We start from the raw sequence: 25996 nt of genomic DNA on the forward strand, positions 1-25996 counted from the left end.
CGATGGGGTGGTTCCGGACGATCAAGAACGCAGTGCGGCAGTCGCCTTGGCCAGGACCTTTACGCGATTGAAGTCGTTGTGCGACAACGCGTATTTCGGTACGAGCCAGGATCCGCCGACGCAGCCGACGTTCGGCAGGGCTAGGTAGTCAGGCGCTGTATCGGCGGAAATCCCACCTGTGGGACAGAACCGCAGTCCTGGCAAGGGGCCACCGAGCGCTTTGAGGTAATCCACACCACCGGATGCTTCGGCGGGGAAGAACTTCAGCGCGGTCAGCCCGCGTTCTGCCATTCGCATGGCTTCGGTCACCGTGCTCACCCCTGGCAGGAAAGGCAATCCGGTTTCCGCGCAGGCGTCGACCACACTTTCGGTTGAACCTGGGGTCACTAGGAAGGACGCGCCCGCGTCGCGGGCTTGTGCGGCTTGTGCCGCGGTGACCACCGTGCCCGCGCCGACCAGGATGTCTGGGACTTCCTTGTGAATACGCTGGATCCCCTCGATCGCGACCGGCGTACGCAGGGTTAGCTCGATCAGTGGAACTCCGCCGGCCAGCAGTGCTTCGGCGACCGGGACCGCATGATCCACGTCGTCGATCACCACCACCGGGATCACCGGCGACAGGTCGAGCAATTCGTCCGCGCTGTTGGTCGTCACACCAGATCCCCAATCGAAGTCGACAATCCACCGAACACCGTGGCTCCGTGCTCGGCAGGGCCCACCGCGCCACGCAAGGCGCCGAACAACTCTCGCCCGGTGCCTTCCCACGCAGGCCGCGGAACCTCCACCATGGACCGCGCCGCGAATTCCGCGGGGTCCGCCAGGATGTCCAGCCTGCCGTGTTCGGCATCGAGCCGGATCACGTCGCCGTCCCGCAACCGGGCCAGCGGACCGCCTGCCACCGATTCGGGTGAAACTTGGATGGCTGCGGGGACTTTCCCGGACGCACCGGACATCCGGCCGTCGGTCACCAGCGCGACCTTGTGGCCGCGGTCCATCAACGCTCCCAACGCGGGCGTCAAGCCGTGCAGCTCCGGCATTCCGTTCGACTTAGGACCCTGGTTTCGCACAACCACAACGACATCGCGGTTGAGCTCACCTGCTTTGAAGGCAGCGGAAAGCTCTTCCTGCGACTCGAAAACGCGCGCCGGCGCCTCCACGGTCCAGTTCTCGTGCTGGACCGCGCACACCTTGATCACCGCGCGGCCGAGGTTGCCGGACAGTATCCGCAGGCCGCCGTCCGGCTCGAACGGGTCGTCAACACTCCGCAGCACCTCGGTGTCAAGGCTTTCCGTCGCACCGTCGCGCCAGATGAGTTTTCCGTTCTCCAGTACGGGTTCCTGCCGGTACAGATCCAGGCTGCCGCCTGCGACCGTCTTGACGTCCCGGTGCAGCAGGCCTGCGTCCAGCAGCGTGTTCACCAAGAACTGCACGCCGCCCGCAGCGTGGAAGTGGTTGATGTCCGCGCTGCCGTTCGGGTACACGCGCGCCAGCAAAGGCACCACCGCGGACAGGTCTGCGAAGTCGTCCCACGTCAGCTGGATTCCCGCAGCCGCAGCGATCGCGGGCAGGTGCAGCGTGTGGTTGGTCGAACCCCCGGTCGCGAGCAGTGCGACCACGCCGTTGACGATCGACTTCTCGTCCACGATCTCGGAGATCGGGGTGTACTGCCCTCGCGTTTGGGTCAGCCGAACGACCTGACGGCCGGCTTCTTCGGTCAGCGCGCGTCGCAGCGGCGTATGCGGGTGTACAAAACTCGCGCCAGGCAGATGCAGGCCCATCACCTCGACAACCATCTGGTTGGAGTTGGCCGTGCCGTAGAACGTGCAGGTTCCAGGCCCGTGATAGGACGCTGACTCGGCGGCGAGCAGCTCTTCGCGAGTAGCGAGACCCTCGGCGAACAGTTGCCGGACGCGCGCCTTCTCCTTGTTCGGCAGACCGGACGTCATCGGCCCCGCCGGCACCAGGATCGACGGCAGATGTCCGAACGACAGTGCGCCGATCAACAGTCCCGGCACGATCTTGTCGCAGACGCCGAGCAACAACGCGCCGTCGAACATCTCATGTGACAGCGCGATCGCCGTGGCCATCGCGATGACTTCACGGCTGAACAGCGAGAGTTCCATGCCTGCGCGGCCTTGTGTGATGCCGTCGCACATCGCGGGCACTCCACCGGCGAACTGCGCGACGCCGCCTGCCTCGCGCACTGAGTCCTTCAACCAGTCCGGGTACTCGTGCAGCGGCTGGTGGGCGGAGAGCAGATCGTTGTACGACGACACGATCGCCACGCCTGGCTTGGTCAGTCCACGCACGGCGACGCGGTCCGCACCTTCGCACGCGGCGAAGCCATGCGCGAGGTTGCTGCAGGCCATCCCGGCCCGCGCAGGCCCGTCGGTCGCCATGCCACGTACCCGGTCCAGATACGCCTGACGGGTACGCGCACTGCGTTCGGCAATACGTTGCGTGACATCGCCGACGACGCGGTGGAGCTTCGTGTGCACTGCGGCCTCCCGATCGGTGATGACGGCAACGCTGGCGTCGCACACGGTGTGACAAGGCACAACGTAGCCACTGGTGGCCAGCGGATCAAAATCGATTAAGAAAAATCGGGGTGAGTTCAGGGGTGAATCCGAGACGGTTGGCTGGCCCCTATCGACCGGATCGCAGTATCGATCCAGTTACAGTGAGTTGAACAACTGGATGTCGCTGTTCGGAATGTGCCTCGTTGTAGATGGTTTGCGGCCAGACGGGCCGCCGCGCCGCCGAGAGGGGCTTAGCCCTCGATTATCTGTTGGCGGCACTCATCGGAGCGTCGATTGTGACGTTCTCAACATGCGGTCCGACGTTCCACTTTCTGGACACATGGCACGTTCGAAGCGTTTGGATGTGCCCGCTGTCACAGGTGCTTCCCGCTTGCGGGGACCGAGGCCCAGTATGAGCCGGTGACATCGGACACAGAAATCGATCCAGGGCGAGCCGGGCGCGTGTTGGGCCGGTCACAGCGCGGATCATGTCCTGTGGTACTTGTCACAAGGTCACCGGCGCGGCACAGTCGGCGGCATGAGGGCGTCCACCACCACCGGCCCGATAGCGATTCAGGCCGATCAAGGACGCACTTGAAGTAGCTGACGTGTGTTTCTGGACGGTGAAGGAGTCGGGTCATGTCGATGAGCGACATCACGGAGCTGCAGCGTGCCATCGGGCAGGTCAAAGCGGCTGTGGGTGAGTTGCGAGCCAAGTACGGCGACATTCCCGCCGTGCGCAGGCTTGTCAACGACGTCGAGCGGCTGGATATCGACACGTGCGACTTCCGCAGCGAGCCGGACACCCCGCAACCGCGCCGCCCACAGGTTTCCGAGCACGAGGTCGTGGTCGTGCCGGACACCCCGTACGACCGCGAGATGTTCCGGGCCGACGACGAGTACGTGCGCCACGACGACTAGACAAAGAAGTCAACACCCGAACTGAGGACAGATGACCGCTGGAATCAACGCGCCGGGCCGGGCGCGGATCCCGGTGCGCAGTTTGCGCACCGACCGGTGGTGGCTCCCGCCGCTGATCACCAATCTCGGCCTGGCGACGTTCGTCATTTACGCGACCGTCCGGTCATTCATGGGCGAGTGGTACTGGGTCAACGACTACCACTACCTGACACCGTTCTACTCGCCGTGCATCAGCGAGTCGTGCGTACCGGGCTCAGCGCACTTTGGCGAGTGGATAGGCGAGTTGCCCGGCTGGATCCCGATGGGTTTCCTTGCCCTGCCGTTCCTACTGGGCTTCCGGCTCACCTGCTACTACTACCGCAAGGCGTACTACCGCTCGGTCTGGCAGTCGCCGACCGCCTGCGCGGTGGCCGAGCCGCACGCGAAGTACTCGGGTGAGACGAAGTTCCCGCTGATCCTGCAGAACGTGCACCGCTACTTCTTTTACGTGGCGGCCATTGTCGCGGTCATCAACACCTATGACGCCATCGTCGCGTTCCACTCGCCGGACGGCGGGTTCGGGATGGGCCTTGGCAACGTCATCCTTCTGGTCAACGTGATCATGCTGTGGGCCTACACGTTGTCCTGCCACTCCTGCCGCCACATCGCCGGCGGCAGGCTCAAGCACTTCTCCGCCCATCCGATCCGGTACAAGTTCTGGACTTTCGTGTCCAAGCTGAATGTCCGGCACATGCAGTTGGCATGGATCACTCTCGGCACGTTGATGCTCACCGACCTGTACGTGATGCTCGTTGCCAGTGGTGCGATCTCCGACCTGCGCTTCGTTTGAGAAAGAGGAAGTAAATGACCCAGGTCGAGCGGCACACGTACGACGTCGTCGTGATCGGGGCCGGCGGAGCCGGTCTGCGAGCCGCCATCGAGGCCCGGCAACGCGGTCTGCGTACCGCCGTGGTCTGCAAGTCCCTGTTCGGCAAGGCCCACACGGTGATGGCCGAGGGCGGCGTGGCCGCCTCCATGGGCAACGTGAACAGCAACGACAACTGGAAAGTGCACTTCCGCGACACCATGCGTGGCGGGAAGTTCCTGAACAACTGGCGGATGGCCGAGCTGCACGCCAAGGAAGCCCCGGACCGCGTCTGGGAGCTGGAAACCTACGGCGCGTTGTTCGACCGCACCAAGGACGGCCGGATCTCACAGCGCAACTTCGGCGGCCACGAGTACCCGAGGCTGGCACACGTCGGTGACCGGACCGGCCTCGAGCTGATCCGCACGTTGCAGCAGAAGATCGTGTCGCTGCAACAGGAAGACCACAAGGAGACCGGCGACTACGAGGCGAAGATCAAGGTCTTCCAGGAGTGCACGGTCACCGAGTTGCTCAAGGACAGTTCTGATGGCACTGACCGGATCGCCGGTGCGTTCGGCTACTGGCGTGAGTCGGGGCGGTTCATCCTGTTCGAGGCGCCCGCGGTGGTGCTGGCCACTGGCGGGATCGGCAAGTCCTTCAAGGTCACGTCGAACTCGTGGGAGTACACCGGCGACGGCCACGCGCTGGCGCTGCGCGCGGGCGCGACGCTGATCAACATGGAGTTCATCCAGTTCCACCCGACCGGCATGGTCTGGCCGCCGAGCGTCAAGGGAATCCTTGTCACCGAAGGCGTTCGCGGTGACGGTGGTGTGCTGCGCAACTCCGACGGCAAGCGCTTCATGTTCGACTACATCCCCGAGGTGTTCAAGGACAAGTACGCCGACAACGAGGAAGAAGCCGACCGCTGGTACACCGACCCGGACAACAACCGGCGCACGCCGGACCTGTTGCCGCGTGACGAGGTCGCCCGTGCGATCAACTCGGAGGTCAAGGCGGGCCGTGGATCCCCGCACGGCGGCGTGTTCCTCGACATCTCCAGCCGGATGCCCGCCGAGGAGATCCGGCGCAGACTGCCGTCGATGCACCACCAGTTCAAGGAACTGGCGGACGTGGACATCACCGCCGAGCCGATGGAAGTCGGTCCGACCTGTCACTACGTGATGGGTGGTGTCGAGGTCGACCCGGACACCGCCGCGGCCACCGTGCCCGGCCTGTTCGCGGCCGGTGAGGTCGCGGGCGGCATGCACGGCTCGAACCGGTTGGGCGGCAACTCTTTGTCGGACTTGCTCGTGTTCGGCCGTCGCGCCGGTGCGGGTGCCGCCGACTACATCGAAGGGCTGTCGGCTCGTCCGGAGATCGCGCAGTCCGATGTGGACGAAGCAGCGAAGATGGCCGTCGCACCGTTCGACCCGACGGGTGACGGGGTCGAGGAGAACCCGTACACACTGCACAGTGAGATGCAGCAGTCGATGAACGACCTGGTCGGCATCATCCGCAAGGCCGGCGAGATGCAGCAGGCGCTGGACAAGCTGGAAGAGCTCAAGGGCCGCATCCGCAACGTGGTCGTCGAAGGACATCGCCAGTTCAACCCGGGCTGGCATTTGGCCATCGACTTGCGCAACATGTTGATGGTGAGCGAGTGCGTCGCCAAGGCTGCCCTGATGCGCGAGGAGAGCCGCGGCGGGCACACGCGTGACGATCACCCGTCGATGAACAGCTCCTGGCGCAACAAGCTCCTGGTCTGTTCGATCGCCTCCGGCGACGCGGTGGTACCCGGCATCGACGTGACTGAGAAGCCACAGGTGCCGATGCGCCAGGAGCTGTTCGAGCTCTTCGAGATCGGCGAGCTGGAGAAGTACTACACCGACGAGGAGCTGGCCGCGCACCCGGGAAGGAAAGCCTGACATGGGTTACAAAGCGCAATTCCGGGTGTGGCGGGGCGACGACGAGTCCGGCGAGCTGCGGGACTACGTCATCGAGGTGAACGAGGGCGAGGTCGTCCTCGACATCATCCACCGCCTGCAGGCCACGCAAGCGCCCGACCTCGCAGTCCGCTGGAACTGCAAGGCGGGCAAGTGCGGATCGTGTTCGGCGGAGATCAACGGCAAGCCGCGGCTGATGTGCATGACGCGGATGTCGACCTTCACCGAGGACGAAGTGATCACCGTGACGCCGATGCGGACGTTCCCGGTGGTCCGCGACCTGGTGACGGACGTGTCGTTCAACTACACCAAGGCACGTGAGGTGCAGTCGTTCACGCCGCCGCCGGACCTCAAGCCGGGCGAGTACCGGATGCAGCAGGTCGACGTCGAGCGCTCGCAGGAGTTCCGCAAGTGCATCGAGTGCTTCCTGTGCCAGAACACGTGCCACGTCGTGCGTGACCACGAGGAGAACAAGGAAGCCTTCTCCGGTCCACGGTTCCTGATGCGCGTGGCCGAGCTGGAGATGCACCCGCTCGACACCGCGGACCGCCGCGACGCCGCGCAGGACGAGCACGGCCTCGGCTACTGCAACATCACCAAGTGCTGCACCGAGGTCTGCCCGGAACACATCAAGATCACCGACAACGCCCTCATTCCGATGAAGGAACGAGTCGCGGGCAAGCGGTACGACCCAGTCGTGTGGCTGGGCAACAAGCTGTTCCGGCGTTCGTCGAAGAAGAGCTGATCACCCCGTCGCCTGCTCCTGGCAATGGTGCCGGGGGCAGGCGACGACCTATCTCCGCTACGCCGAAGCCCGAGTCTGGGCTGGGCGCGTGCCTTCGCATTCCGTACCGGACAGGCGACGACCAGCGTGGGACTTCGCGCGAACGGTCCGTTCGCAAATCTGGTTGTCCACAACCGCCAGGTAACTCTTTGACCAGGCCATACCCCCGATAGAATGGGATCGGGGTCGCCCCCGGGAGTGGTGGGGGGGTCGGCAAAGTTGATCATCCGGTTCATGGGTCGGGCACGGCGTCGTTGGTCATGTGATTGTCGAGGTCCCATGATCATGAGAGAGCCGTGCCGGTGGTGGAATTCTGCTTGATCCCTGCTGCGTTCGGTGGACTGGCCTCTGTTCCTGACGGCGATGCGGAACCGGTGATCACCCCGGGAGCAGGTGGTTGACCTGCGGGATTACCTGGCGCTGGTGCCGGATCGGCGGGATCGGCGGGGTGTGCGGCATTCCGCTGGGTCACTGTTGGCTGCGGCGGCGGTGCTGGCCGGTGCGCGGTCCTTCGCCGGGATCGGGGAATGGATCTCTGATCTGTCCCGGCGGCCGCTGGCGATACGGGGTGCGCGGTTCGATGCCTGCCGTGATCGGCATGTGGGCGCCGGAGGAATCGACGGTGCGGCGGCTGGCTCAGCACGTGGACGGTGACGTGCTGGATGCCGCGATCAGCGCCTGGCGCACCGCCCGCACCAACAACCAGGCCGGGGACGATCTGGCCGCAGGCAGCCCGCCGGCGGCGGTCGCGATCGACGGGACATCGGTGCGCGGCACGTTCACGCGCACCGGCGGCGCGGGCGTGCTGTTGCTCATCGGCGGTCACCCACACCGCCAGTGAGCAGCGCAGCGAGGGAATCGTGCTGGGCCAACGGCAGGCCCCGCCGCGACCAGCGAGATTGCCTGGTTCGCGCCTCTGCTTGACCAGATCGACCTGGCCGGAAAGGTCGTGACCGCTGATGCCCGACACGCAGTCCACCCCGCGCAGGTCGCGGCCTATGTCCGCAACCACTGACGCATCGAAAACCGGCTGCACCGGGTCCGGGATGTCACCTGCGCCGAAGACCACTCCCGGGGTCCGCACCGGCAACGCACCCCGTTTCAGGGCCTGCCTGCGCAACTTCACCATCAGCACCCTGCGCCACCTCGGATACACCAACATCGCCCGAGGCCTACGCCACACGAGCCGAGACACCACCCCGACCACTCACCCAGCTCGGAATCTCCACCTGACAACCACAAACCGACTTCGCCGACCCTCTGCCGGGGAGTGGCGGGGGATGCTCTGGGGTGGGGTTGGGGGTTTGTCGTGTTTCAAAGTCGGTCGCTGTGGTCCAACCGGGACTGTGGTTTGTCCTGGATGACGGGTGACTTTCTTGGTGCGGCAGCGCTGGGGATTCCCTCCGGTATGGCCATGGAGCGGCCTACGCGAACCAGCCCCGAGCGAGGCGAGGTGCGTGGGCTCAGTGGCGGGGCCAGCCTGCGCCGGGTGCTGGGGCTGGGAATGCCTGTACTTGGCCTGTTGGGTCACCGCCGAAGGGGTTTTCCGGGTTCCACTTCGCTGCCATCACGTACAGCGTGTCTTCGCTGAGCATGCAGGCGAAGGCGCTGCGGTCCAGTTCTATTCGTTGCAGGACTTCGCCTCCTTCTTTTATCCGGACCACGTCGTGGTCGGTTTCCGAGGTCCAGATCGAGCCTTCGGCGTCCATCGTTATTCCGTCTGGGCCTATGTTTTCGGCCCAGATTCGGCGGTTTTTCAGTGTGCCGTCGGGGGCGATGTCGAATGCGGTCAGGCGGCGGGCGAAGGACTCGCTGATGATCAGGGTCTTGTTGTCCGGTGTCACCACCATGCCGTTGGCGAAGTGGATGTCGTCGGCTACTTCTCTTTTTGTTCCGTCCGGGGTGATCAGGGTGATCGTTCCGGTTCCGAATTCGGCTTCTCCCTTCAGGAACCCCATGAAGTCGAAGCCCACCGCGTTCACGTAGACGTTTCCCCGGCCATCCACCACGATCTCGTTGAACTCGCCGTCCGCGAGGCGGGTCAGTTCACCGGATGGCTCCTGGCGGAGCAGGCCGCCTTTCTTCGACACGATCAGCATCCGGCCGTCCGGCAGCCAGTCGATCGAATGGGCTCCGCTGCCCACCACTTCCGACTTGCCCGCCGGGTCCATCGCGATCACTTCGTCCGGTCCCCAGTGGCAGAACCACAGGCGTCCGTCGTGCCAGCGCGGTGACTCGCCGATCACCAGATCACTCATCAGGATCATGTCGTCTCCTGCAGGTCGAGGGGCTTCTCGACCTCTACACGAACGAGCGAAGCCCGGATCGACACATCTCCTTGGAGACATTCCACAGCCGTTCCGCATTGGCCGCGTCGACCGCGTACCGCGCCACTCCCTGCATCGGCACGTCCGGGCGTTTGTCCACCACCGGTGTCTCGTTGCAGTCGACGAAGTACTTGCCGCCGATGCCTTCCAGCAGGGGGGACGTGGCGAGCACTACCGACGTGGCTGCTCCCTGCTGTGGCGTCTTCATCAGTTCGGGCGGAATTTGTCCCGAGCCTTGGCTGCCGATATGCCGCTGGAGGTTGGTGAGGATCGCGCCGGGCATCAGGGCGTTGGCGGTGATGCCGTCGCTTTCCCACCTTCGGGTGGCTTCGACGGCGAACAGCACGTTCGCGGTCTTGGACTGGCCGTACGCGAGCCACGGGTCGTAGCGGCGGAAGGCGAAGTTCAGGTCGTCGAAGATCACGGGTGACAGCATGTGGCCGCTGGAGCTGACCACGACGATCCGGGCGCCTTCGGCAGCCAGTGCGGTGTGCAGTCCGGTGGTCAGCGCGAAATGGCCGAGGTGGTTGGTCGCGAACTGCAGTTCCCAGCCCGGTGAGGTGAATGTCGCGGGCGATGCCATCACGCCCGCGTTGTTCACCAGGATGTGTATTGGGCCGTCCCAGGCGTCCGTGAAGGCATTGATTGACGCCAGGTCGGTGAGGTCCAACGGGTCAACGTGGACAGCTTCATTGCCTGTCGTGGCTGTGATGTCCTTGGCTGTCTGAGCGCCGGCGTCGGTGTTCCGGACGGCCAAAGTGACTTCAGCGCCAGCAGAAGCGAGCGCACGCGCGGTTTCTACGCCGATACCGGACGCTCCACCGGTGACCACGGCGCGGCGGCCCGCCAGATCGATGCCTGAGACGGCTTCTGCCGCGGTTGTGCTGAATCCGAACGATGTCTTGATCATGATTTCCTCTCCTGGCCGTGCCACGGAAGGACCCTGCCGAACTGGACGAGTTCGCCGTACGTGGCCGGGTCGAAGTCCGCGAGCACGAAATTCAGCACGCGCCGTGCTGCTTCGGCAGGTGTCAGCGCTTTGTCCATGGCGTCGAACCACGGCCGAGAGGCCCGTGTGTCAACAAGACCTGGACAGATCGAGGCGACGAGCGTGTTGTCCTCGATGTCCTCGTCCCGGCGTTGCGCGGCAACGGCACGGACCGCGGCCACCTGTGCCACTTTGGACGGAATGTTGATCCACTGTGGCCACAGGTCCGCGGTACCCGCGTGGATTTCGGCCACCCACTTGGCGATCGCGTCTTCCACCTGATCGAGCGAAACGTTGTCGAACAACGGACGCAGTCGCGGATCGAGGCGATCCAATGTACCCAGCGCGCTGGCGACCACGATGAACCGCCCGCCGGGCCGCAGAATCGGCCCGAACGAGCGAAGCATCGCGTGCGTCCCGCCGTTGGCCACCGCGACGAATTCATCGACCTGCGCGGACTGCGGCCGGTCTGGCGTGAGCGGGCCGATCGCGTTGGAGAACACGATGTCGACCGCGCCGAGTTCGGCTGCCAGCTTGGCCACGGCGTCCACGTCCGTGACATCCAATACCCGGCCCTCGACCTGACCACCGATCTGCGCAGCGGCCTTCGCGACTCGTTCCGGGTTGCGGCCGGTGAGCAGGATCCGGTCCTCGTGGCCAAGGCGCGCGGCGAGCTCCTCGACGAGTGCGAACCCGATTCCCTGGTTGGCTCCGGTGACTAAAGCGATCATGTCCTTGACGCTATGCCGGATCCAGCCATGCGAGTAACGAAAGTTACGCAGACCTGGTATGCGTAATAGTCATGGACTTCATGGACGTGTCACTGGTCGCCCTGCGGGTCTTCCGCGAGGTCGCCGAGCGGGGCACGCTCACCGCCGCGGCGAACGTCCTCGGCTACACGCAATCCGCTGTCTCACGCCAGATCGCGTCGCTTGAACGGGTCGCCAAGGCGCAGCTGCTGGAAAGACGACACGATGGTGTACAGCTCACGCCAGCAGGACATGTGGTGCTCAGAAGAGCGGCCATCGTGCTCGACCAGATCGACGCGACCGGGCGGGAACTCGCCGGATTGCCTGCCGATGGCGGCACCGTCCGGCTTGGCTGGTTCCCCACGGCGGGCGCGGTCGTTGTGCCGCAAGCGATTTCGGCACTGAGAAGAGCTCATCCGGCGATCACCGTGCTCACCAGGGAAGGAGGTTCGGCCAATCTGGTGAGAGCACTTCGCGCCGGCACCATCGACCTCGCGTTGCTTGCCGCCGCGCCGCCGTTCCGCCCGTTCGACACGGAAACCCCGGCATTCCGGACACGGGTCTTGGCCGAACGCACCCTGCGGCTTGCGGTGCCTGCCACGCATCCGTTCGGCAGCAGGGACTCGGTCGATATCGACGAACTACACGATCAGGTATGGATCGCCAGCGCGTCCGCGACCGAGATGGGGGTGTGGCCAGGATTGGACGAACGACCGCGGATCGCTCACACCGCGCGCGACTGGCTCGCCAAACTGAGCATGGTCGCCGCCGGGTGCGGCATCACGACCGTGTCCGACTCGCTCGCTCCGGTCGTGCCGCCGGGCGTGCGGATCGTTGACGTCCGCGGCGGCTCCAGCGAAATCCGGCGAACGGTGTTGGCGTGGCTGCGCGACCCGCTCAGCGAACCGGCAGCCGGCCTCGCCGAAGCCATCGCCGCACACTATTGAGCGAACTTCTCGAACAGCTCCCTGCCCTGGTCGGTCAAGTAAGGCTCGAGGCTGACCATGAGCACGTCGTTGACCCGGTTGGCGTGGTCCGCATCCGTGGGATCGCCGGTGAGCTCCATGTGCGAGAACCAGCTGTCGGAGATCAGCCAGACGTTCATCAGCAGGTCGTCGATGGTTCGCGGCAGCCGGGGCACCCGGACCAGGTCCTGCAGGACCATCTGCTGGACCAGTACGCGCAGCTCGCTGAACCTGCGCTCGAAGGTCGCCTGGTAGGCCGCTCGTATCCGGCTGTCGGCACGGACCAGCAGGATCAGTTCACGGTTGACGAACCTGTACTCCCAGCGCATCTTGTTCAGCTCGGCAAGGTTCTTGACCACCATGGCGATGTTCTTGGCGGGGTCCTTGGCCGGCCGCCAGTCGCCGTCCAACGCGTGGATGTACTCGTCGAACAGCGCCCGGATGATCTCCTGCTTGTCGCGGAAATGGGCGTGCAGGTCGCTTGCGCTGACCCTGGCCGCGGCCGCGATGTCCTCGATGCTCACCGCAGCCGTGCTCTGCTCGTTGAACAGGTCTTTCCCGGCTTTGAGCACCTTGTCCCGCGTTTTGGAGCGCATCTGCGAATTAGAGCACGCTCGGTGCACGACCTGTCGCGTCGCGGTCCGCACAGTGAAACTCCTGCGTGCGGTGCCCAAATAGCAAGAAACGGCCCCGCTCACCGGAGCGGGGCCGTTCGAGAGGGTGATTTACCGTGCTGCTCCGCCCGCGTCGGCGTCGGTTCCGATGTGGACTTCGACCTTCTCGATCTTGTCCGCCTTGACGCCCCTGGTGGGGCGGTTGCGGCGGGACAGTCGTTGCTCCAGTTTGCTGGCCAGCAGGCTCAGCAGCATGTTGAGCACGATGTAGATCGTCGCGACCACGATCAGCGTCGGGATGGTGTTGGAGAAGTTACCGGTGATCCCGCCCGATGTACGGATCAGTTCCGTGTAGCCGATGGTCAACTGACCGGCCAGCGCGGTGTCCTTCAACACGACGACGAGCTGGCTGACGATGGCGGGCAGCATCAGCGTGACCGCCTGCGGCAGCAGGATGTTCGTCATCACCTGGGTCCTGCGCATGCCCAGCGCCTGCGCGGCCTCGCTCTGGCCCTTGGGCAGGGCGTTGATGCCTGCCCGGAACACCTCAGCGAGAACGGAAGCGTTGTACAGCACCAAACCTGTGACCGCCGCGAACAACGGCCGGATCTCCGCGTCGATGTCCGTGTAGCCCGCGTACAGCTCCGCGGCGAACACCATCAACAACAGCACCGGGATCGCGCGGAAGAACTCCACTATCACGCCGGCCGGGACGCTGATCCACTTTTGGTGCGACAGCCGCCCGATGCCCAGCAGCGCACCGATCGGCAAGGCGATCACGATTGCCAGCGCGGCGGCTTTCAAGGTGTCCAGCAGGCCGGGGATGATGAACTGGTCCCAAGTGGACCACTCGACGAACGGCTTCCACAGCGCGCCTGCCCACTGGCCCTTCTCGTCGAATCCACTGTAGACGAGATACGCGACCCACAGCAGCACCACGACGAACACCACGTTGATGATGTTGTTGCGGGCCTTCGCCTTCGGCCCGGGTGCGTCGTAGAGGACGGACGGGGCGCTCATCGCTTGACCTCAACCTTCTTGGCGACCCAGCCAAGCAGCAGACCGACCGGCAGGGTCAGGATCACGAAGCCGATCGCGAAGACGAGGAAGACCAGTAGCAGCGAGTCGGACTCGTTCTCCACCATCTCCGACATCAACAGCGCGGCCTCACCGACGCCGATGACCGCGGCGACCGTGGTGTTCTTGATCAGCGCGATGAGCACGCTCGCGAGCGGTGCGATCACCGACCGGAACGCCTGCGGCAGCACGATGATCCCCAGCACCTGGATGAACGTCAGGCCCAGCGCCCGAGCCGCCTCGGCCTGGCCGACCGGCACGGTGTTGATGCCCGACCGCATCGCCTCACAGACGAACGTCGAGGTGTAGACGATGAATCCGAGCACAGCCAGCCGGAACGAGTTGTCCGCCAGCGAAGTCGGCGAGTCCTGCGCGGCCAGCTGCACGCCGAGCGTGTACGACAGGCCGAGAGACGTGAACAGGATCAGCACGGTCAGCGGGGTGTTACGGATGACGTTCACGTACACCGTGCCGAACGCGCGCATGATCGGCACTGGGCTGACCCGCATGGCTGCCAGGACCGTGCCCCACACGAGCGAGCCGATCGCCGAGAAGAACGACAGCCGCACCGTCGTCCAGAAGGCTCCGAGCAGGTCGTACTCGCTCAGGAAGTCAAACATGGAACTCCTTGCCGCCCAAAGCTTCGGGGACACCCTCGCGGGTGCCCCCGAAGTCATGAGGAGGATTTACAGTTCGGTGATCGCCGGCGGGTCCGGGATCTTGTAGCCCGACGGGCCGACCGTGCTCTCCAGCGCCTTCTTCCACTCGCCGCTGGACTGCATCTGCTGGATGGCCTTGTTGATGGCGGCCTGGGCTTCCTTGTCGTCCTTCTTCAGGCCGATGCCGTACTTCTCGTCCGAGAAGCCCTTGCCGACCAGCTTGAGCTTGCCCGCCTGCTGCGCGGCGTAACCGGCCAGGATGATGTCGTCGGTGGTCATCGCGTCGAGGCTGCCGTTGGTCAGCGGGGTGAGGCAGTCGGAGTACTTGCCGAACTCCTGCAGCTGCACGCCCTTGGCGTACTTGTCCTTGACGTTCTGCGCGGGCGTCGAGCCCTTGACCGAGCAGAGCTTCTTGTTGTTGTTCAGCGACTCAGGGCCGGTGATGTCCGTGTTGTCCGCGCGGACCAGCAGGTCCTGGTGCGCGACGAAGTACGGGCCGGCGAAGCTGACGTCGTTCTTGCGCTTGTCGGTGATCGAGTAGGTGGCGACGATGAAGTCGACCTCACCCTTCTTGATCAGGTTCTCGCGCTCGGCGGACTGGGCTTCCTTCCAGGTGATCCCGGACTCGTCCACACCCAGCTGCTTGGCCACGTACTTGGCGACCTCGACGTCGAAGCCGGTGTACTTGCCGTCCGGCGTCTTCAGGCCGAGGCCGGGCTGGTCGAACTTGATGCCGATGGTCAGTTTGCCGGTCTTGGCCTTCGCGACCAGGCCGGAGCCCGCCGCGGGGGCACCGCTGGTGTTGCCCGAGCCGGAACCCGAACCGTTGTTGCTGCCGCCACAAGCGGTGACGGCGAGGGCCAGTGCCGTGACAACGACGCCGGCACGCATAGCCCGACTGAACCGCATTAGCTGTTCCTTCCGATCTACTTCGTTTCCCGCTGCCCCTGCCAAGCGCGGGTCAGTGCGTCAGGATCTTGCCAAGGAAGTCCTTCGCGCGGTTGGACTTCGGGTCGGTGAAGAACGAGTCCGGAGTGGAGTCCTCCACCACCTCGCCGTCGGACATGAAAATCACCCGATCGGCTGCTTTGCGCGCGAAGCCCATCTCGTGGGTGACGACCAGCATGGTCATCCCCTCCTTGGCGAGGCTGGTCATCACGTCCAGCACCTCCTGGACCATTTCGGGGTCCAATGCGGAGGTCGGCTCGTCGAACAGCATCACCTTGGGACGCATGGCCAGCGCCCGAGCGATCGCGGCACGCTGCTGCTGGCCGCCGGAGAGCTGTGCGGGGTACTTGTCAGCCTGGTTGGCGATACCGACCCGCTCGAGCAGTGCCATCCCGGTCTTGCGGGCCTCGTCCTTGGAGACCTTGCGGACCTTGATCGGCGCGAGCGTCACGTTGTCCACGATGCTTTTGTGCGCGAACAGGTTGAACGACTGGAACACCATGCCCACGTCCGCACGCAGCCTGGCCAGGTCCTTGCCCTCGGCGGGCAACGGCTTGCCGTCGACCTCGATCTCGCCGGAGTTGATCGGCTCCAGCCGGTTGATCGCCCGGCACAGCGTCGACTTGCCCGAACCCGACGGACCGAGCACGACGACGACCTCGCCCTTGGGAATCTCGAGGTTGATGTCCTTGAGGACATGCAACGGCCCGAAGAACTTGTCTACCGCCTTCATCCGAATCATCGGAGGCGCGGCAGCTACTTCGGTCATCAATCCTCCAAAACTCCGCGAGCGTGCGTTGGCGGAAACCTAGGGGCCTCGGCTCACACAGTCCAGCGACCTTGAGCAACACTTAGGGTCTCAACTCTGTCACATGGTCATGACACATGCGGAGGGACACGCGTGCGAGTGCTCCTTGTCGAGGACGACGACCGGGTCGCACAGGCGCTGGTCCCGGCCCTGGTCAAGCGCGGCCTGGCGGTTCGCAGGCTGGCCCACGGGCGTGGCGTGCTGGATCTGGTCGGCGAAGTCGACGTGATCCTGCTGGATCTGGGGCTGCCCGACATCGACGGGATGACGCTTTGTCGCCAGATCAGGGCGGTGAGTGACGTCTCGGTCATCGTCGTGTCCGCGCGCGGCGAGGTGGACGACCGCATCCTGGCGTTGCAGGCCGGCGCCGACGATTACTTGGTGAAACCGTATGACGTCGGTGAGTTGGTGGCCCGGGTGCACGCGGTTCGGCGCAGGAGCACGGATCGTGGTCAGTCGAACACGGAACCCATTGTCTTCGAAGACGTCCGTGTCGACATCGGCAGGCACGAGGTGACGGTCGCGGGCAAGCCAGTTGGTTTGTCGAGGAAAGAATTCCAAGTCCTGACACTGGTGATGTCCGCGCGGGGCGCGGTGTGCCCGCGGGACCAGATCCTCGCCGAGGTGTGGGGCCGCAGCGGTACGGCGGAGAACCGGTCACTGGATGTGCATGTGGCGACGTTGCGCACGAAACTCGGGCGGCCAGCGCTGATCGAGACCGTGCGCGGCGTGGGATACCGGCTCGCTGGCCGTCCGGAGTGATGCGATGCGCGTCCGGCTGCTCGGCATCGTCCTGTCACTGGTCGCGTTGCTCGTCGTCGGCCTCGGTGTGCCGCTGGCGCTCAGCGTCGCGCAGCGCGAGCAGCAGGACCTGTTCCTCGACCGGCTGACCGACACCAGCCGGTACGCCTCCTTGGCGCAACGGCCGTTGCTCGACCAGGAGGAGGAAGCGCTCCGGGACGAGCTGATCAGCTTCCGCACCACGTACGACATCGACGCGGTCGTGTTCAACCGGGACAGGGTTCCCGTCGCCAGTTCGAGTGCCTCGCAGCAGCCGCCGTTCCAGGCAGACGAAGTCACGCAGGAGCTGAACAACGCGCTGGGTGGCAAGCATCCCGAGTCGGCTTCCCTGCTGCTGCCTTGGGACAGCGAGCTGTTGGTGATCGCCGAGCCGGTGCTGGTCGACGGCGAGGTGCAGGGCGCGGTCATCACCCGATCACCGACCGGCGCGGCGCGTGGCCGGGTCTTGTTCTGGTGGGCTGTGATCGTCATCGGCGGCGTCTTGGCCCTCGGTTTGGCGGTGCTGGTCGCGTTGCCGTTGGTCGGCTGGACGTTGCGGCCCGTCCGCAGGCTCGATCAAGCGACAGGATCGTTGGTGGCCGCGGTGATGAGCGGTCGCCCGGTGCCACCGGTCGACGACGGGCACGGGCCCGCGGAGCTGAGACACCTCAGCAGATCCTTCGACCAGATGGCCACGAGTGTCAGTGACACCCTTGCCGCGCAACGGGCTTTCGTCGCGGACGCGTCACACCAATTGCGGAACCCCTTGACCGCGCTGCGGTTGCGACTGAGCAATTTGGAGGGGCACGTCGACGCCGAGGAGGCCGAGCATCACGTCGCCGCGATGGCGGAGACGGACCGGCTGAGCCAGATCGTCGACGATCTGCTGGCGATGGCCCGTGCGGAAAACATCGGCGGGGAACTCGTTCCAGTCGCCTTGGTCGCCACGGTGAGTACGCGGCTGACCGACTGGGAGGCGGTCGCGGACTCTCGTGACGTGACGTTGGAACTGTCGGCTTCAGCCGAAGAGGTATTCGCCAAGGCGCCGCCGCGCAGCGTCGAGGCGATGCTGGACGCCTTGCTGGACAACGCTTTGAAGTTCACCGCCGAAGGATCGGTGGTGAACGTCGACATCACCGAAGATGACACGAACGTGTACATCGCAGTGCGTGACCACGGACCAGGTCTGCAGCCGGAAGAACTCGAACGGGCGACGGACAGGTTCTGGCGCAGCCCGGCGCACCAGAACATCACCGGATCGGGTCTTGGCCTGGCGATCACGCGCAGGCTGGTCGAACGAGCAGGCGGCGACGTGAAGCTCGACCTGCCCGACGGCGGCGGTCTGCGCGTCACCATTCAGCTGCCGAGCGCCTAGATCCGTTTCTCGTCGCGGTAGTACTCGCGCGCACCGGGATGCAGCGGGACTGGCTGTGTCTCCACGGCCGAGCGGATGTCGATCGAGTTGGCCGCCCTGCTGACGTTCGCCAGCTCCTGCTGAGCGGCGAAGATGCCCTGGGTCAGTGCCTTGGCGGCGCCCGCGGACAGCCGGTCGGTCACCATCAGCAGGTTCGGCACGGTCAACGTGGTCACCGGCACGGTGTTGGCCGTCCGGTAGGTCGACAACGGGATGGTCGCGGCGCCGTAGTACCCGAAATCGCCGCGGATCGTCCTCATCTGCTCGCTCATGTCCAGCAGACGGATGTTCTCGTCCTTGCCCAGCTGGACGATCTCGTCGGTGGGCAGGCCGCCGGACCAGAAGAACGCGTCGATCTCGCGGTTGCGCAACGCCTCGGTGGAGCGCTGCAGGCCGTACTCGAAGGTCTCGGCGTTGATCTTGGTGATGTCCAGTACGCGTTTGGCGATCGTGATGACGCCCGAGTTCGCCGCGCCGACCCCGACCCGCTTGCCGTCGAGGTCGGTCATCGTCCGGATCGGGGAGTCCGCGCGCACGACGATGTGCAGGTAGTCGTCGTAGATCCGGGCGAGCGCGCTGAACTTCTCGTTCCGCCGGTCGACCGCGACGTCGGCCGCGCTGAAGGCGATGTCCGCCTCGCCCGATTCCAGCCGGTTGACGTTGTCGTTCGACCCCTGGGTCTCCAGCACGGCAGGCACCGCCATGCCGGTCTGCTTGGACCACTCCCCCGCCAGCGCCCGGCCCAGCTTGTAGTACACGCCGCTGGAGAACCCGGTCGCGATGGTCAGCCGGAGGTTCTCGGTCACACTGGTACAACCGGCCAGGACCAGCAGCACCGCAATCAGCGTGACGAGCTTTCGAGACACGGTCACGATGGTGCCAGACGTGGGAACTACCCTGATTGGGCGAGACACCACCTGTTGAGGAGTTATTGTGACTCGGAGTTATGCCATCCGCACGTTCGGTTGCCAGATGAACGTGCACGACTCCGAACGGCTGGCCGGCATGCTCGAGGAGGCCGGGTACACGGCCGCGGCCGGCGACGAGACGCCTGACCTGATGGTCCTCAACACGTGCGCGGTCCGGGAGAACGCGGACAACAAGCTCTACGGCAACCTCGGCCACCTGCTGCCGACCAAGAAGGCCCACCCCGGCATGCAGATCGCCGTCGGCGGGTGCCTCGCGCAGAAGGACAAGGGCGAGATCGTCAAGCGCGCGCCCTGGGTGGACGTCGTGTTCGGTACGCACAACATCGGCTCGTTGCCGACGCTGCTGGAGCGTGCCCGGCACAACGAGGAGGCGCAGGTCGAGATCCTCGAGGCGCTCGAGGTCTTCCCCTCGTCGTTGCCCGCGCGGCGTGACTCGGCCTACTCCGGCTGGGTGTCGATCTCGGTCGGCTGCAACAACACGTGCACGTTCTGCATCGTCCCGTCGTTGCGCGGCAAGGAAAAGGACCGTCGTCCCGGTGAGATCCTCGCCGAGGTCCAAGCGCTTGTGGACGAGGGCGTGCTCGAGGTGACGCTGCTCGGGCAGAACGTCAACTCGTACGGCGTCGAGTTCGGCGACCGGCTTGCGTTCGGCAAGCTGCTGCGCGCCACCGGCGAGATCGAGGGGCTCGAGCGGGTCCGGTTCACCTCGCCGCACCCCAAGGACTTCACCGACGACGTGATCGCGGCGATGGCCGAGACCCCGAACGTCTGCCACCAGTTGCACATGCCGCTGCAGTCCGGCTCCGACCGGGTGCTCAAGGCGATGCGCCGCTCCTACCGCTCCGAGCGCTACCTCGGGATCATCGAGAAGGTCCGCGCTGCCATGCCGGACGCGGCGCTGACCACCGACATCATCGTCGGCTTCCCCGGTGAGACCGAGGAGGACTTCCAGGCCACGCTGGACGTGGTCCGCCAGGCCCGGTTCATGGGCGCGTTCACGTTCCAGTACTCCAAGCGCCCCGGGACGCCCGCCGCCGACATGGACGCCCAGGTGCCCAAGCAGGTCGTGCAGGAGCGCTACGACCGGCTGGTGGCCCTGCAGGAGGAGATCTCCTGGGAGCTGAACAAGGAGCTGGTCGGCAAGACCCTCGAGGTGCTGGTCTCCGCCGGAGAGGGCCGTAAGGACGCTGACACGCTCCGGATGAGCGGCCGGGCCAGAGATGGTCGGCTGGTGCATTTCACGCCCGGAGAGGCTCAGATAAGGCCCGGAGACGTGGTCGAGGCGACGGTGACCTACGGCGCGCCGCACCACCTCGTGGCCGACGGTGAGCTGGTGAGCCACCGGCGGACCCGGGCGGGCGACAACTCCGAGGCCGGTCTGCGGCCGAAGACCAACGGGATCAGCCTCGGGCTGCCCGGCTTCGGCAAGCCACCGGCGGTTGCGACAAGCGAAGAAGGATGTGCGGTCCGATGAGCGAGGTCGACCACCTGCGCGAGGAGATCGACGCGGTGGAGCGCAAGGCGATCCGTACGGTCGACCTTGGCGCGAGGGCGATCGTGATCTCGGCGGCGGTGATGGTGCTGCTGATCGGCCAGCTGCTGCCGTGGATCAACGGTGCGAACGGCTGGCAGGTGCTGCTCGGCCACGTCGAGGGCAAGGCGGGCGTAGTGCCCCGGCTGTTCGCCGCGACTTCGGTCGGGTTCGGCGTGCTGGCCTCGATGCTGGCCTTGATCACCAGGCGATGGGCGTTGACCTGGGTGTGTGCCATCGGTGGCTGGTTCGCCTCGGTCGACGGCGTGCTGGCGATCTGGTCGCGGCAGTCGACACCCGACGCGTCGCCGGGCATCGGGCTGGTCATCGCCGAGATCGCGATGGTCGTGATCGCGACGTACTGGTTCCGCGCCGCGTGGTCGCGGCCGGATCTTCCGCATGCCGACAGGGCGACCGACTGACCGGGCGGCCTGATTTTCCTGTGAAGGGCCGACTTTCGGCCGATTGATCGGTATCCGAGCGCGCTCATAAGCTCGCGGGACAGGCTTTTCTTTCCCTGCTTCCTTCCGGAAGGAATGTCATGTCCCCACCCGGCCGTCGTTTGCTTTCGTTAATGGTCATCACGGGCTTAGGCGTGGCGCTCGCTTCGGCGCCCGCATACGCCGCGCCTGGCAGACCATGGCCGAGCACGGCGGAAGTCCTCGCCCCCGTCGACCCGCAGAACTGGGAGAACCCGGACGCGATGACGTGGCAGGACCTGCGCAAGGTCCCCGACATCGACTGGTCCGATCCGAACCGCAAGGGTTCGGTCCGCACGATCAAGGCAGCGCTCGTGCTCGGCGATTACCCGAACGAGCAGTTCGCCATCACCCGAGCCCGCGGCAGCGACATCTACGGCAATCCGCGCTCGGATCTCCAGCTCGACCCCAAGCAGGTCGCGAACTTCTACCGGGATTTCCTGAACAAGCCGCAGGAGATCAACCACGGCCTGACCATGCACGGGTACTGGATGGAGACCTCCAACGGCCGGATCGGCGTCACGCTCGACGCGTTCGGCGTCTACCGGATGCCGGGCAAGAAGCACGAATACGGCTTCAACGAATGGGACCAGGCCGCGGGCAGCTGCCCGACGGGCGACCGCTGCAACCGCAGCCTGCGCACCGACCTGGGCGGTGCGTGGCGGGCCGAGCAGGGCTCGGACATCGACAGCAAGTACGACGTGATCTTCTACCAGACCGCGGGCAACGACGAATCCTCGACGTGGCAAGAGTTCGGCGAGATGAAGTTCGCCAACTGCGAATCGATCCCCGCCGAGTTCGGCGGCCCGGACCTGACCAAACCCCGGTGTGCCAAGACACGGTACGTGCCATGGACAACGTGGCAGGCCGCGGCGAACCACTGGCCGAACGCCTCGGGCAAGACGACGACGCAGGCCGAAAGCTCCGGCCTCGGCACGTTCTCGCACGAGCTGAGCCACGTCTTCGGCATCGCCGACAACTACAACAACCCTTACGGCACACCGCAACGCCGTGCGGGCGCGGGGCCGTGGAGCATGCTCGACCGCGGGACCTTCAACGGTCCGGGCGGTCCGCACACACGGTTCCACATTCCCGCGACGCAAGGCGGGGCCGCCGGTGTCCAGCACACGTTGCGCGACAAGATGAAGCTCAACATCGTGGACGAGGCGAACATCCTGCGGCTGTCGCGGGAAGCTCTGGCCTCATCGGGTGTCGTGGTGATGAACGTGACCGCTCGCGCGATTCCGATGGGCCCGGCCGGCCGGACCGGCCTGACGGGCGCGAACATCACGATGAACCGCGACTTGTCGCCGACGTGCAACACGTCCACGGATCCGTTGTGCGACGGCGGGAACTACAACAACTACACCGTCGAGGTGGTCGACCGGATCGGCTACGACTCCTTCACGCCGGACTCCGGCGTGATGTTGTCCAAGACCAAGAACGCCGACGCGACACCGTTCGTGTGGGTCGTCGACTCGCACCCGGAGGACATCCGGACCGTCGACTTCGTCCGTCCTGACGGGACGAAGCAGTACTACACGATCGGTGACTACCGTCAGCTGTCGGATGCCTTGTTCCATGCGGGAACGAACTCAGGCACGAAGTACGAATACGTCGACACGGCAAACCGCCTGCACTTCTACGTCCTCGACGTCAACCGTGACGCCAAGGGAGTGCTCAGCTACAAGCTGGCCGTGCGGTCGCTGGACGGCCAAGGCCCGCACACCCGCGGAGTTTCCGTCAGCCGGGGCAACCCGGTCGGCCGGGTGCCCGCCGAAGTCGCGACCTGCCAGTTCCCGTTGCGCAACACCGGTCAGGTTCGTCCGTTCAGCAACGGGCACCCCGAGGACGTCAGCGCCTATGTGGACTCTGACGTCTACCGGCTGTCGGCTTCGGTGTCCGGCAACGGCTGGAGCGTCCAGCTGCCTTCGGAGATCGTCACCGCCAAGGCCGGGACGACCGTGAACGTACCCGTCAACGCGGTGCGTGCGGCCGGTGGCATGCCGCACGCGACGGTGACGCTCACCGCGAAGTCGGAGAGCAGCCCGACCGCCACGAGCACGGCGACCTGTCAGCTCTCGGTGATCAACACGATGCCGCCGCTGCACTGACACCATGGGGGCGCCCCAGCGGCAAAAGCTGGGGCGCCAACCCTGTCACCTGCGGGACAGGCCGAAGAAGTCGATCGCGTACTGGGCCATCCCGGCCGTCAGGATGTTGTGCGAGCCGTTCTGGATGCTGATGGCCTCGACTTGGCTGCCGTAGCGTGTACGGGTCCATGTCGATTGTGGACGGTCGGTGCTCGTCGGTGTCTGGCTGAGGCCCGACACGTTGGTCCACTGCTTGATCTGTTCGGTGAAGTTGGGATACCGCAAGGTGCTGTCCGCTGTGCCGTGCCAGATCTGCATCCTCGGCCGGGCCCCGGTGTAGCCGGGGTAGGCGGCGCGGACCAGATCACCCCACTGCTGCGGGGTTTTGACGAGATTTCCCTGGGCGCACGTGCTGTTCCAGCCGGAGCCGTCAGTCGTGGCGAAGCAGCCGAAGGGGACGCCCGCGAACGCGGCGCCCGCTTTGAAGACGTCCGGGTAGTCACCGAGCAGGACGTTGGTCATCATGGCGCCGGAGGAGGAACCGGTGACGTAGACCCGGCCTGCGTCACCGTTGTAGCGCTGCAACGTGTACCGCACCATCGACATGATCCCGACGGGGTCGCTGCCGCCGTTGCGTTTCAGCGCTTGCGGCGAGGACACGTCGAAACATTGACCGCTTCGGGTGGCGGACGGGTACACGACGATGAACCCGTAGCGGTCGGCCAGCCGGGCGAATTCCGTGCCCGAGTGGAAGGCCGGACCCGAACCGGTGCAGTAGTGCACGGCCACCAGGACAGCGGGCCTGCTCGGCACGGTGTCCGGGACGTAGATGTGCATCCGCAGGTTCGTCGGGTTCGTGCCGAAGTTCGTGACCTCGGTCAGCGTGGCCGCGGATGCCTTACCAGGCAACAAAGTCAGCAGCAACGTGACGACAGCGATCAGTGCAGGGGAGAACTTCCGCATGTCTTCCTCTTTCACCGCTCGAAAGTATCGGTGGGCGGTGACGCGTCGTAGCCACTATGCGGTCGCAAGTGCAGGCGTGGCAACAACTTTCGAAGAAGTTTCGAAAGAAGGACCGCCCGGCCCTGCGGCGGGCCGGGCGGTCCACAGTGTACTGAACTAGCGGGTCGCGACCGCCTGCTCGGCGGCGGCCAGCCACTCGCGCCACTGCGCGGCCTGGGCCTCGGCCTGCTCGGCGCGGCGGTTGTCGCCCGCGGCACGCGCCTTGGCGGCCTTGGACTCGAACTCCTCGACGCGCTCGCGGAACTGGGCCGCGCGGGCCTGCGCCTCGGGGTCGGTGCGACGCCACTGCTGGTCAGCGGCTTGGCGGACCTTCTCCTCGATCGTGCGCAGGCGGCCTTCGAGCTCACGGACCCGCTCGCGCGGCACCTTGCCGATCGACTCCCAGCGTTCCTGGATGCGGTGCAGGTGCGAGCGGGCCGCGTCCAGGTCGTTGGTGTTGATCTTCTCGGCCTCGGCCAGCAGCTCTTCCTTCGCCTTGGCGTTCTCGGTGAACTCGGCGTCGCGCTCGTTGAACGCCGCCGAGCGCCGGGCGAAGAACTTGTCCTGCGCCGCGCGGAAGCGCTGCCACAGCGCGTCGTCCGAGTCCTTCGGCGCCCGCCCGGCCGCCTTCCACTCGGTCATCAGCTGCTTGTAGCGGCCCGCGGTCGGGCCCCAGTCCTCCGAGTCGGCCAGCTGCTCGGCCTCTTCGACCAGTTCCTGCTTACGGGCCTTCGCGGTGGAGCGCTGCCGGTCCAGATCCGCGAAATGCGAACCGCGCCTGCGGTTGAAGGTGTCCCGTGCCTTGGAGAACCGGCGCCACAACTGCTCGTCGGTCTTGCGGTCGACACCGCGGATGGTCTTCCACTCGTCCAGGATCGCCCGCAGCCGGTCGCCCGCGGCCTTCCACTGGGTCGACTCCGCCGCGATCTTCTCGGCTTCCTCGGCCAGTTCCTGCTTGCGCGCCACCGACGCGGCGCGTGCCGCCTCACGGGCCTGCTTGGACGCCTCGATCGCCTGCTTGGCGTGCGCGAGCACGTACTCGACGCGTGCCTCCAGTGCGGCCAGATCACCGACCGCCGCCGCGTCGACCAGGCTTTCCTTGATGTGCTTCGCGCTCGTCAGCGACTGCTTCGGGTCGCCTGCCCCGGACACGATCCGGGCTTCGAGCAGCTCTACCTCGGTACGGATGTCGTCGAACCGCCGCGCGTAGTGCGCGAGCCCTTCCGCCGGTTCGCCCGCTTGCCATGAGCCGACCGAGCGTTCGCCGTCCGCGGTCTTCACGAAGACCGTGCCCGACTCGTCAACGCGGCCCCACTTGCCCGGGTCGGTGGACGCGACCGGAACCGGCGCGGGTGCTGTCAGCGCTTTAGCAGCGGTGTCGGCCGGAGCAGCCGGCTCAGCCACAGCCACCTCCGCCGCTTCGACCTCAGCCACGTCCGTGCTCTGGGTTGTTTCCCTGTCCGTCATCGCCGGCTCCTCCTCGCCTGCGTGCCCGCGCCTCCCACGGGCGCCCCGTCGTTCGCCGGGGCCCAGCAACGTGAAATCCGGTCGCGTAGGCGACTGGTTCCGCGCGCATTCAAACAGGTCAACGCCCGAGTCGGAACCACCAGGCTCAGCTCCGA

The 25996-nt window shown here is 65.7% G+C and carries 24 protein-coding genes; 11 read left to right on the forward strand and 13 right to left on the reverse strand.

All coding sequences use genetic code 11. The features are described 5' to 3' along the window. Window positions 1–21: 21 nt before the first annotated feature. Window positions 22–654 (reverse strand): bifunctional 4-hydroxy-2-oxoglutarate aldolase/2-dehydro-3-deoxy-phosphogluconate aldolase, encoded by a 633-nt coding sequence (eda, locus tag B9C43_RS39060; protein WP_084432272.1) that lies wholly within the window; start codon window positions 652–654, stop codon window positions 22–24. After that, entirely contained in the window at window positions 651–2498 is a 1848-nt protein-coding gene (edd, locus tag B9C43_RS39065; protein ID WP_033388758.1) for a phosphogluconate dehydratase, read from the reverse strand. The genes eda and edd overlap by 4 nt, the downstream gene beginning before the upstream one ends. Window positions 2499–3158: 660 nt before the next feature. Between edd and B9C43_RS39070 the strand changes: the two genes are divergently transcribed. The 5 genes from B9C43_RS39070 (at window position 3159) to B9C43_RS58935 (ending at window position 7852) form a co-directional block, all read left to right on the forward strand. Then, the gene (locus B9C43_RS39070) at window positions 3159–3440 is read left to right on the forward strand and encodes a hypothetical protein (protein ID WP_033388744.1); all 282 of its coding nucleotides are present in this window, start codon (window positions 3159–3161) and stop codon (window positions 3438–3440) included. A 31-nt stretch (window positions 3441–3471) separates the two neighbouring features. Beyond that, window positions 3472–4269: a hypothetical protein gene (locus B9C43_RS39075; protein WP_084432275.1), complete on the forward strand. Its 798-nt coding sequence runs from the start codon at window positions 3472–3474 to the stop codon at window positions 4267–4269. A 14-nt stretch (window positions 4270–4283) separates the two neighbouring features. Continuing rightward, a complete protein-coding gene (locus B9C43_RS39080; RefSeq protein ID WP_084432278.1) occupies window positions 4284–6209 on the forward strand; it encodes a fumarate reductase/succinate dehydrogenase flavoprotein subunit in 1926 nt (641 codons plus the stop codon). A gap of 1 nt (window position 6210) precedes the next feature. Then, window positions 6211–6972 (forward strand): succinate dehydrogenase/fumarate reductase iron-sulfur subunit, encoded by a 762-nt coding sequence (locus tag B9C43_RS39085; RefSeq protein ID WP_033388739.1) that lies wholly within the window; start codon window positions 6211–6213, stop codon window positions 6970–6972. A gap of 619 nt (window positions 6973–7591) precedes the next feature. Further along, a complete protein-coding gene (locus B9C43_RS58935; protein WP_235039100.1) occupies window positions 7592–7852 on the forward strand; it encodes a hypothetical protein in 261 nt (86 codons plus the stop codon). Window positions 7853–8474: 622 nt separating this feature from the next. On the opposite strand, the gene B9C43_RS39095 is transcribed toward B9C43_RS58935, so the two are convergent. Genes B9C43_RS39095 through B9C43_RS39105 form a run of 3 tightly spaced genes read right to left on the reverse strand, consistent with a single transcriptional unit; the run spans window position 8475 to window position 11057 of the window. Continuing rightward, window positions 8475–9278 carry an SMP-30/gluconolactonase/LRE family protein gene (locus B9C43_RS39095; protein WP_084432281.1) on the reverse strand — a complete coding sequence of 268 codons (804 nt, stop codon included), beginning with the start codon at window positions 9276–9278 and terminating at the stop codon, window positions 8475–8477. Between the two features lie 34 nt (window positions 9279–9312). Then, on the reverse strand, window positions 9313–10248 hold the full coding sequence (locus B9C43_RS39100; protein WP_084432284.1) for an SDR family NAD(P)-dependent oxidoreductase: 936 nt from the start codon (window positions 10246–10248) through the stop codon (window positions 9313–9315). Beyond that, window positions 10245–11057, reverse strand: a complete 813-nt coding sequence (locus B9C43_RS39105) for an SDR family NAD(P)-dependent oxidoreductase (protein ID WP_084432287.1) — start codon at window positions 11055–11057, stop codon at window positions 10245–10247. Before B9C43_RS39105 ends, B9C43_RS39100 begins: the two co-directional genes overlap by 4 nt. 71 nt (window positions 11058–11128) lie before the next feature. Here B9C43_RS39105 and B9C43_RS39110 point away from each other — a divergent pair, with 71 nt between their 5' ends. Further along, window positions 11129–12022 carry a LysR family transcriptional regulator gene (locus B9C43_RS39110; protein WP_084432290.1) on the forward strand — a complete coding sequence of 298 codons (894 nt, stop codon included), beginning with the start codon at window positions 11129–11131 and terminating at the stop codon, window positions 12020–12022. Here the strand turns inward: B9C43_RS39110 and B9C43_RS39115 are convergent. From B9C43_RS39115 to B9C43_RS39135, 5 genes are all read right to left on the reverse strand, one after another. Next, window positions 12016–12636, reverse strand: a complete 621-nt coding sequence (locus B9C43_RS39115) for a TetR/AcrR family transcriptional regulator (RefSeq protein WP_033388734.1) — start codon at window positions 12634–12636, stop codon at window positions 12016–12018. The two genes, B9C43_RS39110 and B9C43_RS39115, sit on opposite strands and share 7 nt — an antisense overlap. 129 nt (window positions 12637–12765) lie before the next feature. Continuing rightward, on the reverse strand, window positions 12766–13674 hold the full coding sequence (locus B9C43_RS39120; RefSeq protein WP_084432292.1) for an amino acid ABC transporter permease: 909 nt from the start codon (window positions 13672–13674) through the stop codon (window positions 12766–12768). Further along, window positions 13671–14351 carry an amino acid ABC transporter permease gene (locus B9C43_RS39125; protein ID WP_033388732.1) on the reverse strand — a complete coding sequence of 227 codons (681 nt, stop codon included), beginning with the start codon at window positions 14349–14351 and terminating at the stop codon, window positions 13671–13673. Before B9C43_RS39125 ends, B9C43_RS39120 begins: the two co-directional genes overlap by 4 nt. Window positions 14352–14417: 66 nt before the next feature. Beyond that, a complete protein-coding gene (locus B9C43_RS39130; RefSeq protein ID WP_033388731.1) occupies window positions 14418–15299 on the reverse strand; it encodes a glutamate ABC transporter substrate-binding protein in 882 nt (293 codons plus the stop codon). A 52-nt stretch (window positions 15300–15351) separates the two neighbouring features. Beyond that, window positions 15352–16080 carry an amino acid ABC transporter ATP-binding protein gene (locus B9C43_RS39135; protein ID WP_143446934.1) on the reverse strand — a complete coding sequence of 243 codons (729 nt, stop codon included), beginning with the start codon at window positions 16078–16080 and terminating at the stop codon, window positions 15352–15354. Between the two features lie 159 nt (window positions 16081–16239). Here B9C43_RS39135 and B9C43_RS39140 point away from each other — a divergent pair, with 159 nt between their 5' ends. After that, window positions 16240–16908 carry a response regulator transcription factor gene (locus tag B9C43_RS39140; RefSeq protein ID WP_033388729.1) on the forward strand — a complete coding sequence of 223 codons (669 nt, stop codon included), beginning with the start codon at window positions 16240–16242 and terminating at the stop codon, window positions 16906–16908. Window positions 16909–16912: 4 nt separating this feature from the next. Beyond that, window positions 16913–18301: a sensor histidine kinase gene (locus B9C43_RS39145; RefSeq protein WP_084432298.1), complete on the forward strand. Its 1389-nt coding sequence runs from the start codon at window positions 16913–16915 to the stop codon at window positions 18299–18301. On the opposite strand, the gene B9C43_RS39150 is transcribed toward B9C43_RS39145, so the two are convergent. Then, on the reverse strand, window positions 18298–19206 hold the full coding sequence (locus B9C43_RS39150; protein ID WP_084432772.1) for a TAXI family TRAP transporter solute-binding subunit: 909 nt from the start codon (window positions 19204–19206) through the stop codon (window positions 18298–18300). The two genes, B9C43_RS39145 and B9C43_RS39150, sit on opposite strands and share 4 nt — an antisense overlap. 67 nt (window positions 19207–19273) lie before the next feature. Between B9C43_RS39150 and miaB the strand changes: the two genes are divergently transcribed. From miaB to B9C43_RS39165, 3 genes are all read left to right on the forward strand, one after another. Then, on the forward strand, window positions 19274–20743 hold the full coding sequence (gene miaB, locus B9C43_RS39155; RefSeq protein ID WP_033388723.1) for a tRNA (N6-isopentenyl adenosine(37)-C2)-methylthiotransferase MiaB: 1470 nt from the start codon (window positions 19274–19276) through the stop codon (window positions 20741–20743). Next, window positions 20740–21222: an Rv2732c family membrane protein gene (locus tag B9C43_RS39160; RefSeq protein WP_084432301.1), complete on the forward strand. Its 483-nt coding sequence runs from the start codon at window positions 20740–20742 to the stop codon at window positions 21220–21222. The genes miaB and B9C43_RS39160 overlap by 4 nt, the downstream gene beginning before the upstream one ends. Window positions 21223–21374: 152 nt before the next feature. Next, entirely contained in the window at window positions 21375–23393 is a 2019-nt protein-coding gene (locus tag B9C43_RS39165) for a metallopeptidase domain-containing protein (protein WP_084432304.1), read from the forward strand. Between the two features lie 45 nt (window positions 23394–23438). Here the strand turns inward: B9C43_RS39165 and B9C43_RS39170 are convergent, their stop codons facing one another. Continuing rightward, the gene (locus B9C43_RS39170; protein ID WP_235039101.1) at window positions 23439–24350 is read right to left on the reverse strand and encodes an extracellular catalytic domain type 1 short-chain-length polyhydroxyalkanoate depolymerase; all 912 of its coding nucleotides are present in this window, start codon (window positions 24348–24350) and stop codon (window positions 23439–23441) included. A 141-nt stretch (window positions 24351–24491) separates the two neighbouring features. After that, entirely contained in the window at window positions 24492–25841 is a 1350-nt protein-coding gene (locus B9C43_RS39175; protein ID WP_084432307.1) for a DUF349 domain-containing protein, read from the reverse strand. Window positions 25842–25996: the final 155 nt, after the last annotated feature.

Source organism: Kibdelosporangium aridum (genome assembly GCF_900176515.1).
Classification (GTDB): domain Bacteria; phylum Actinomycetota; class Actinomycetes; order Mycobacteriales; family Pseudonocardiaceae; genus Kibdelosporangium; species Kibdelosporangium aridum.

What these genes read in the sequence shown, in the direction of transcription:
- B9C43_RS39075 (WP_084432275.1), top strand. Translation starts at nt 3,472, where the DNA reads ATGACCGCTGGAATCAACGCGCCGGGCCGGGCGCGGATCCCGGTGCGC.
- B9C43_RS58935 (WP_235039100.1), top strand. Translation starts at nt 7,592, where the DNA reads ATGCCTGCCGTGATCGGCATGTGGGCGCCGGAGGAATCGACGGTGCGG.
- B9C43_RS39130 (WP_033388731.1), bottom strand. Translation starts at nt 15,299, where the DNA reads ATGCGGTTCAGTCGGGCTATGCGTGCCGGCGTCGTTGTCACGGCACTG.
- B9C43_RS39165 (WP_084432304.1), top strand. Translation starts at nt 21,375, where the DNA reads ATGGTCATCACGGGCTTAGGCGTGGCGCTCGCTTCGGCGCCCGCATAC.
- B9C43_RS39120 (WP_084432292.1), bottom strand. Translation starts at nt 13,674, where the DNA reads ATGAGCGCCCCGTCCGTCCTCTACGACGCACCCGGGCCGAAGGCGAAG.
- B9C43_RS39160 (WP_084432301.1), top strand. Translation starts at nt 20,740, where the DNA reads ATGAGCGAGGTCGACCACCTGCGCGAGGAGATCGACGCGGTGGAGCGC.
- B9C43_RS39125 (WP_033388732.1), bottom strand. Translation starts at nt 14,351, where the DNA reads ATGTTTGACTTCCTGAGCGAGTACGACCTGCTCGGAGCCTTCTGGACG.
- B9C43_RS39115 (WP_033388734.1), bottom strand. Translation starts at nt 12,636, where the DNA reads ATGCGCTCCAAAACGCGGGACAAGGTGCTCAAAGCCGGGAAAGACCTG.
- B9C43_RS39145 (WP_084432298.1), top strand. Translation starts at nt 16,913, where the DNA reads ATGCGCGTCCGGCTGCTCGGCATCGTCCTGTCACTGGTCGCGTTGCTC.
- B9C43_RS39175 (WP_084432307.1), bottom strand. Translation starts at nt 25,841, where the DNA reads ATGACGGACAGGGAAACAACCCAGAGCACGGACGTGGCTGAGGTCGAA.
- B9C43_RS39080 (WP_084432278.1), top strand. Translation starts at nt 4,284, where the DNA reads ATGACCCAGGTCGAGCGGCACACGTACGACGTCGTCGTGATCGGGGCC.
- B9C43_RS39105 (WP_084432287.1), bottom strand. Translation starts at nt 11,057, where the DNA reads ATGATCGCTTTAGTCACCGGAGCCAACCAGGGAATCGGGTTCGCACTC.
- B9C43_RS39100 (WP_084432284.1), bottom strand. Translation starts at nt 10,248, where the DNA reads ATGATCAAGACATCGTTCGGATTCAGCACAACCGCGGCAGAAGCCGTC.
- B9C43_RS39095 (WP_084432281.1), bottom strand. Translation starts at nt 9,278, where the DNA reads ATGATCCTGATGAGTGATCTGGTGATCGGCGAGTCACCGCGCTGGCAC.
- B9C43_RS39110 (WP_084432290.1), top strand. Translation starts at nt 11,129, where the DNA reads ATGGACTTCATGGACGTGTCACTGGTCGCCCTGCGGGTCTTCCGCGAG.
- B9C43_RS39085 (WP_033388739.1), top strand. Translation starts at nt 6,211, where the DNA reads ATGGGTTACAAAGCGCAATTCCGGGTGTGGCGGGGCGACGACGAGTCC.
- B9C43_RS39135 (WP_143446934.1), bottom strand. Translation starts at nt 16,080, where the DNA reads ATGATTCGGATGAAGGCGGTAGACAAGTTCTTCGGGCCGTTGCATGTC.
- B9C43_RS39070 (WP_033388744.1), top strand. Translation starts at nt 3,159, where the DNA reads ATGTCGATGAGCGACATCACGGAGCTGCAGCGTGCCATCGGGCAGGTC.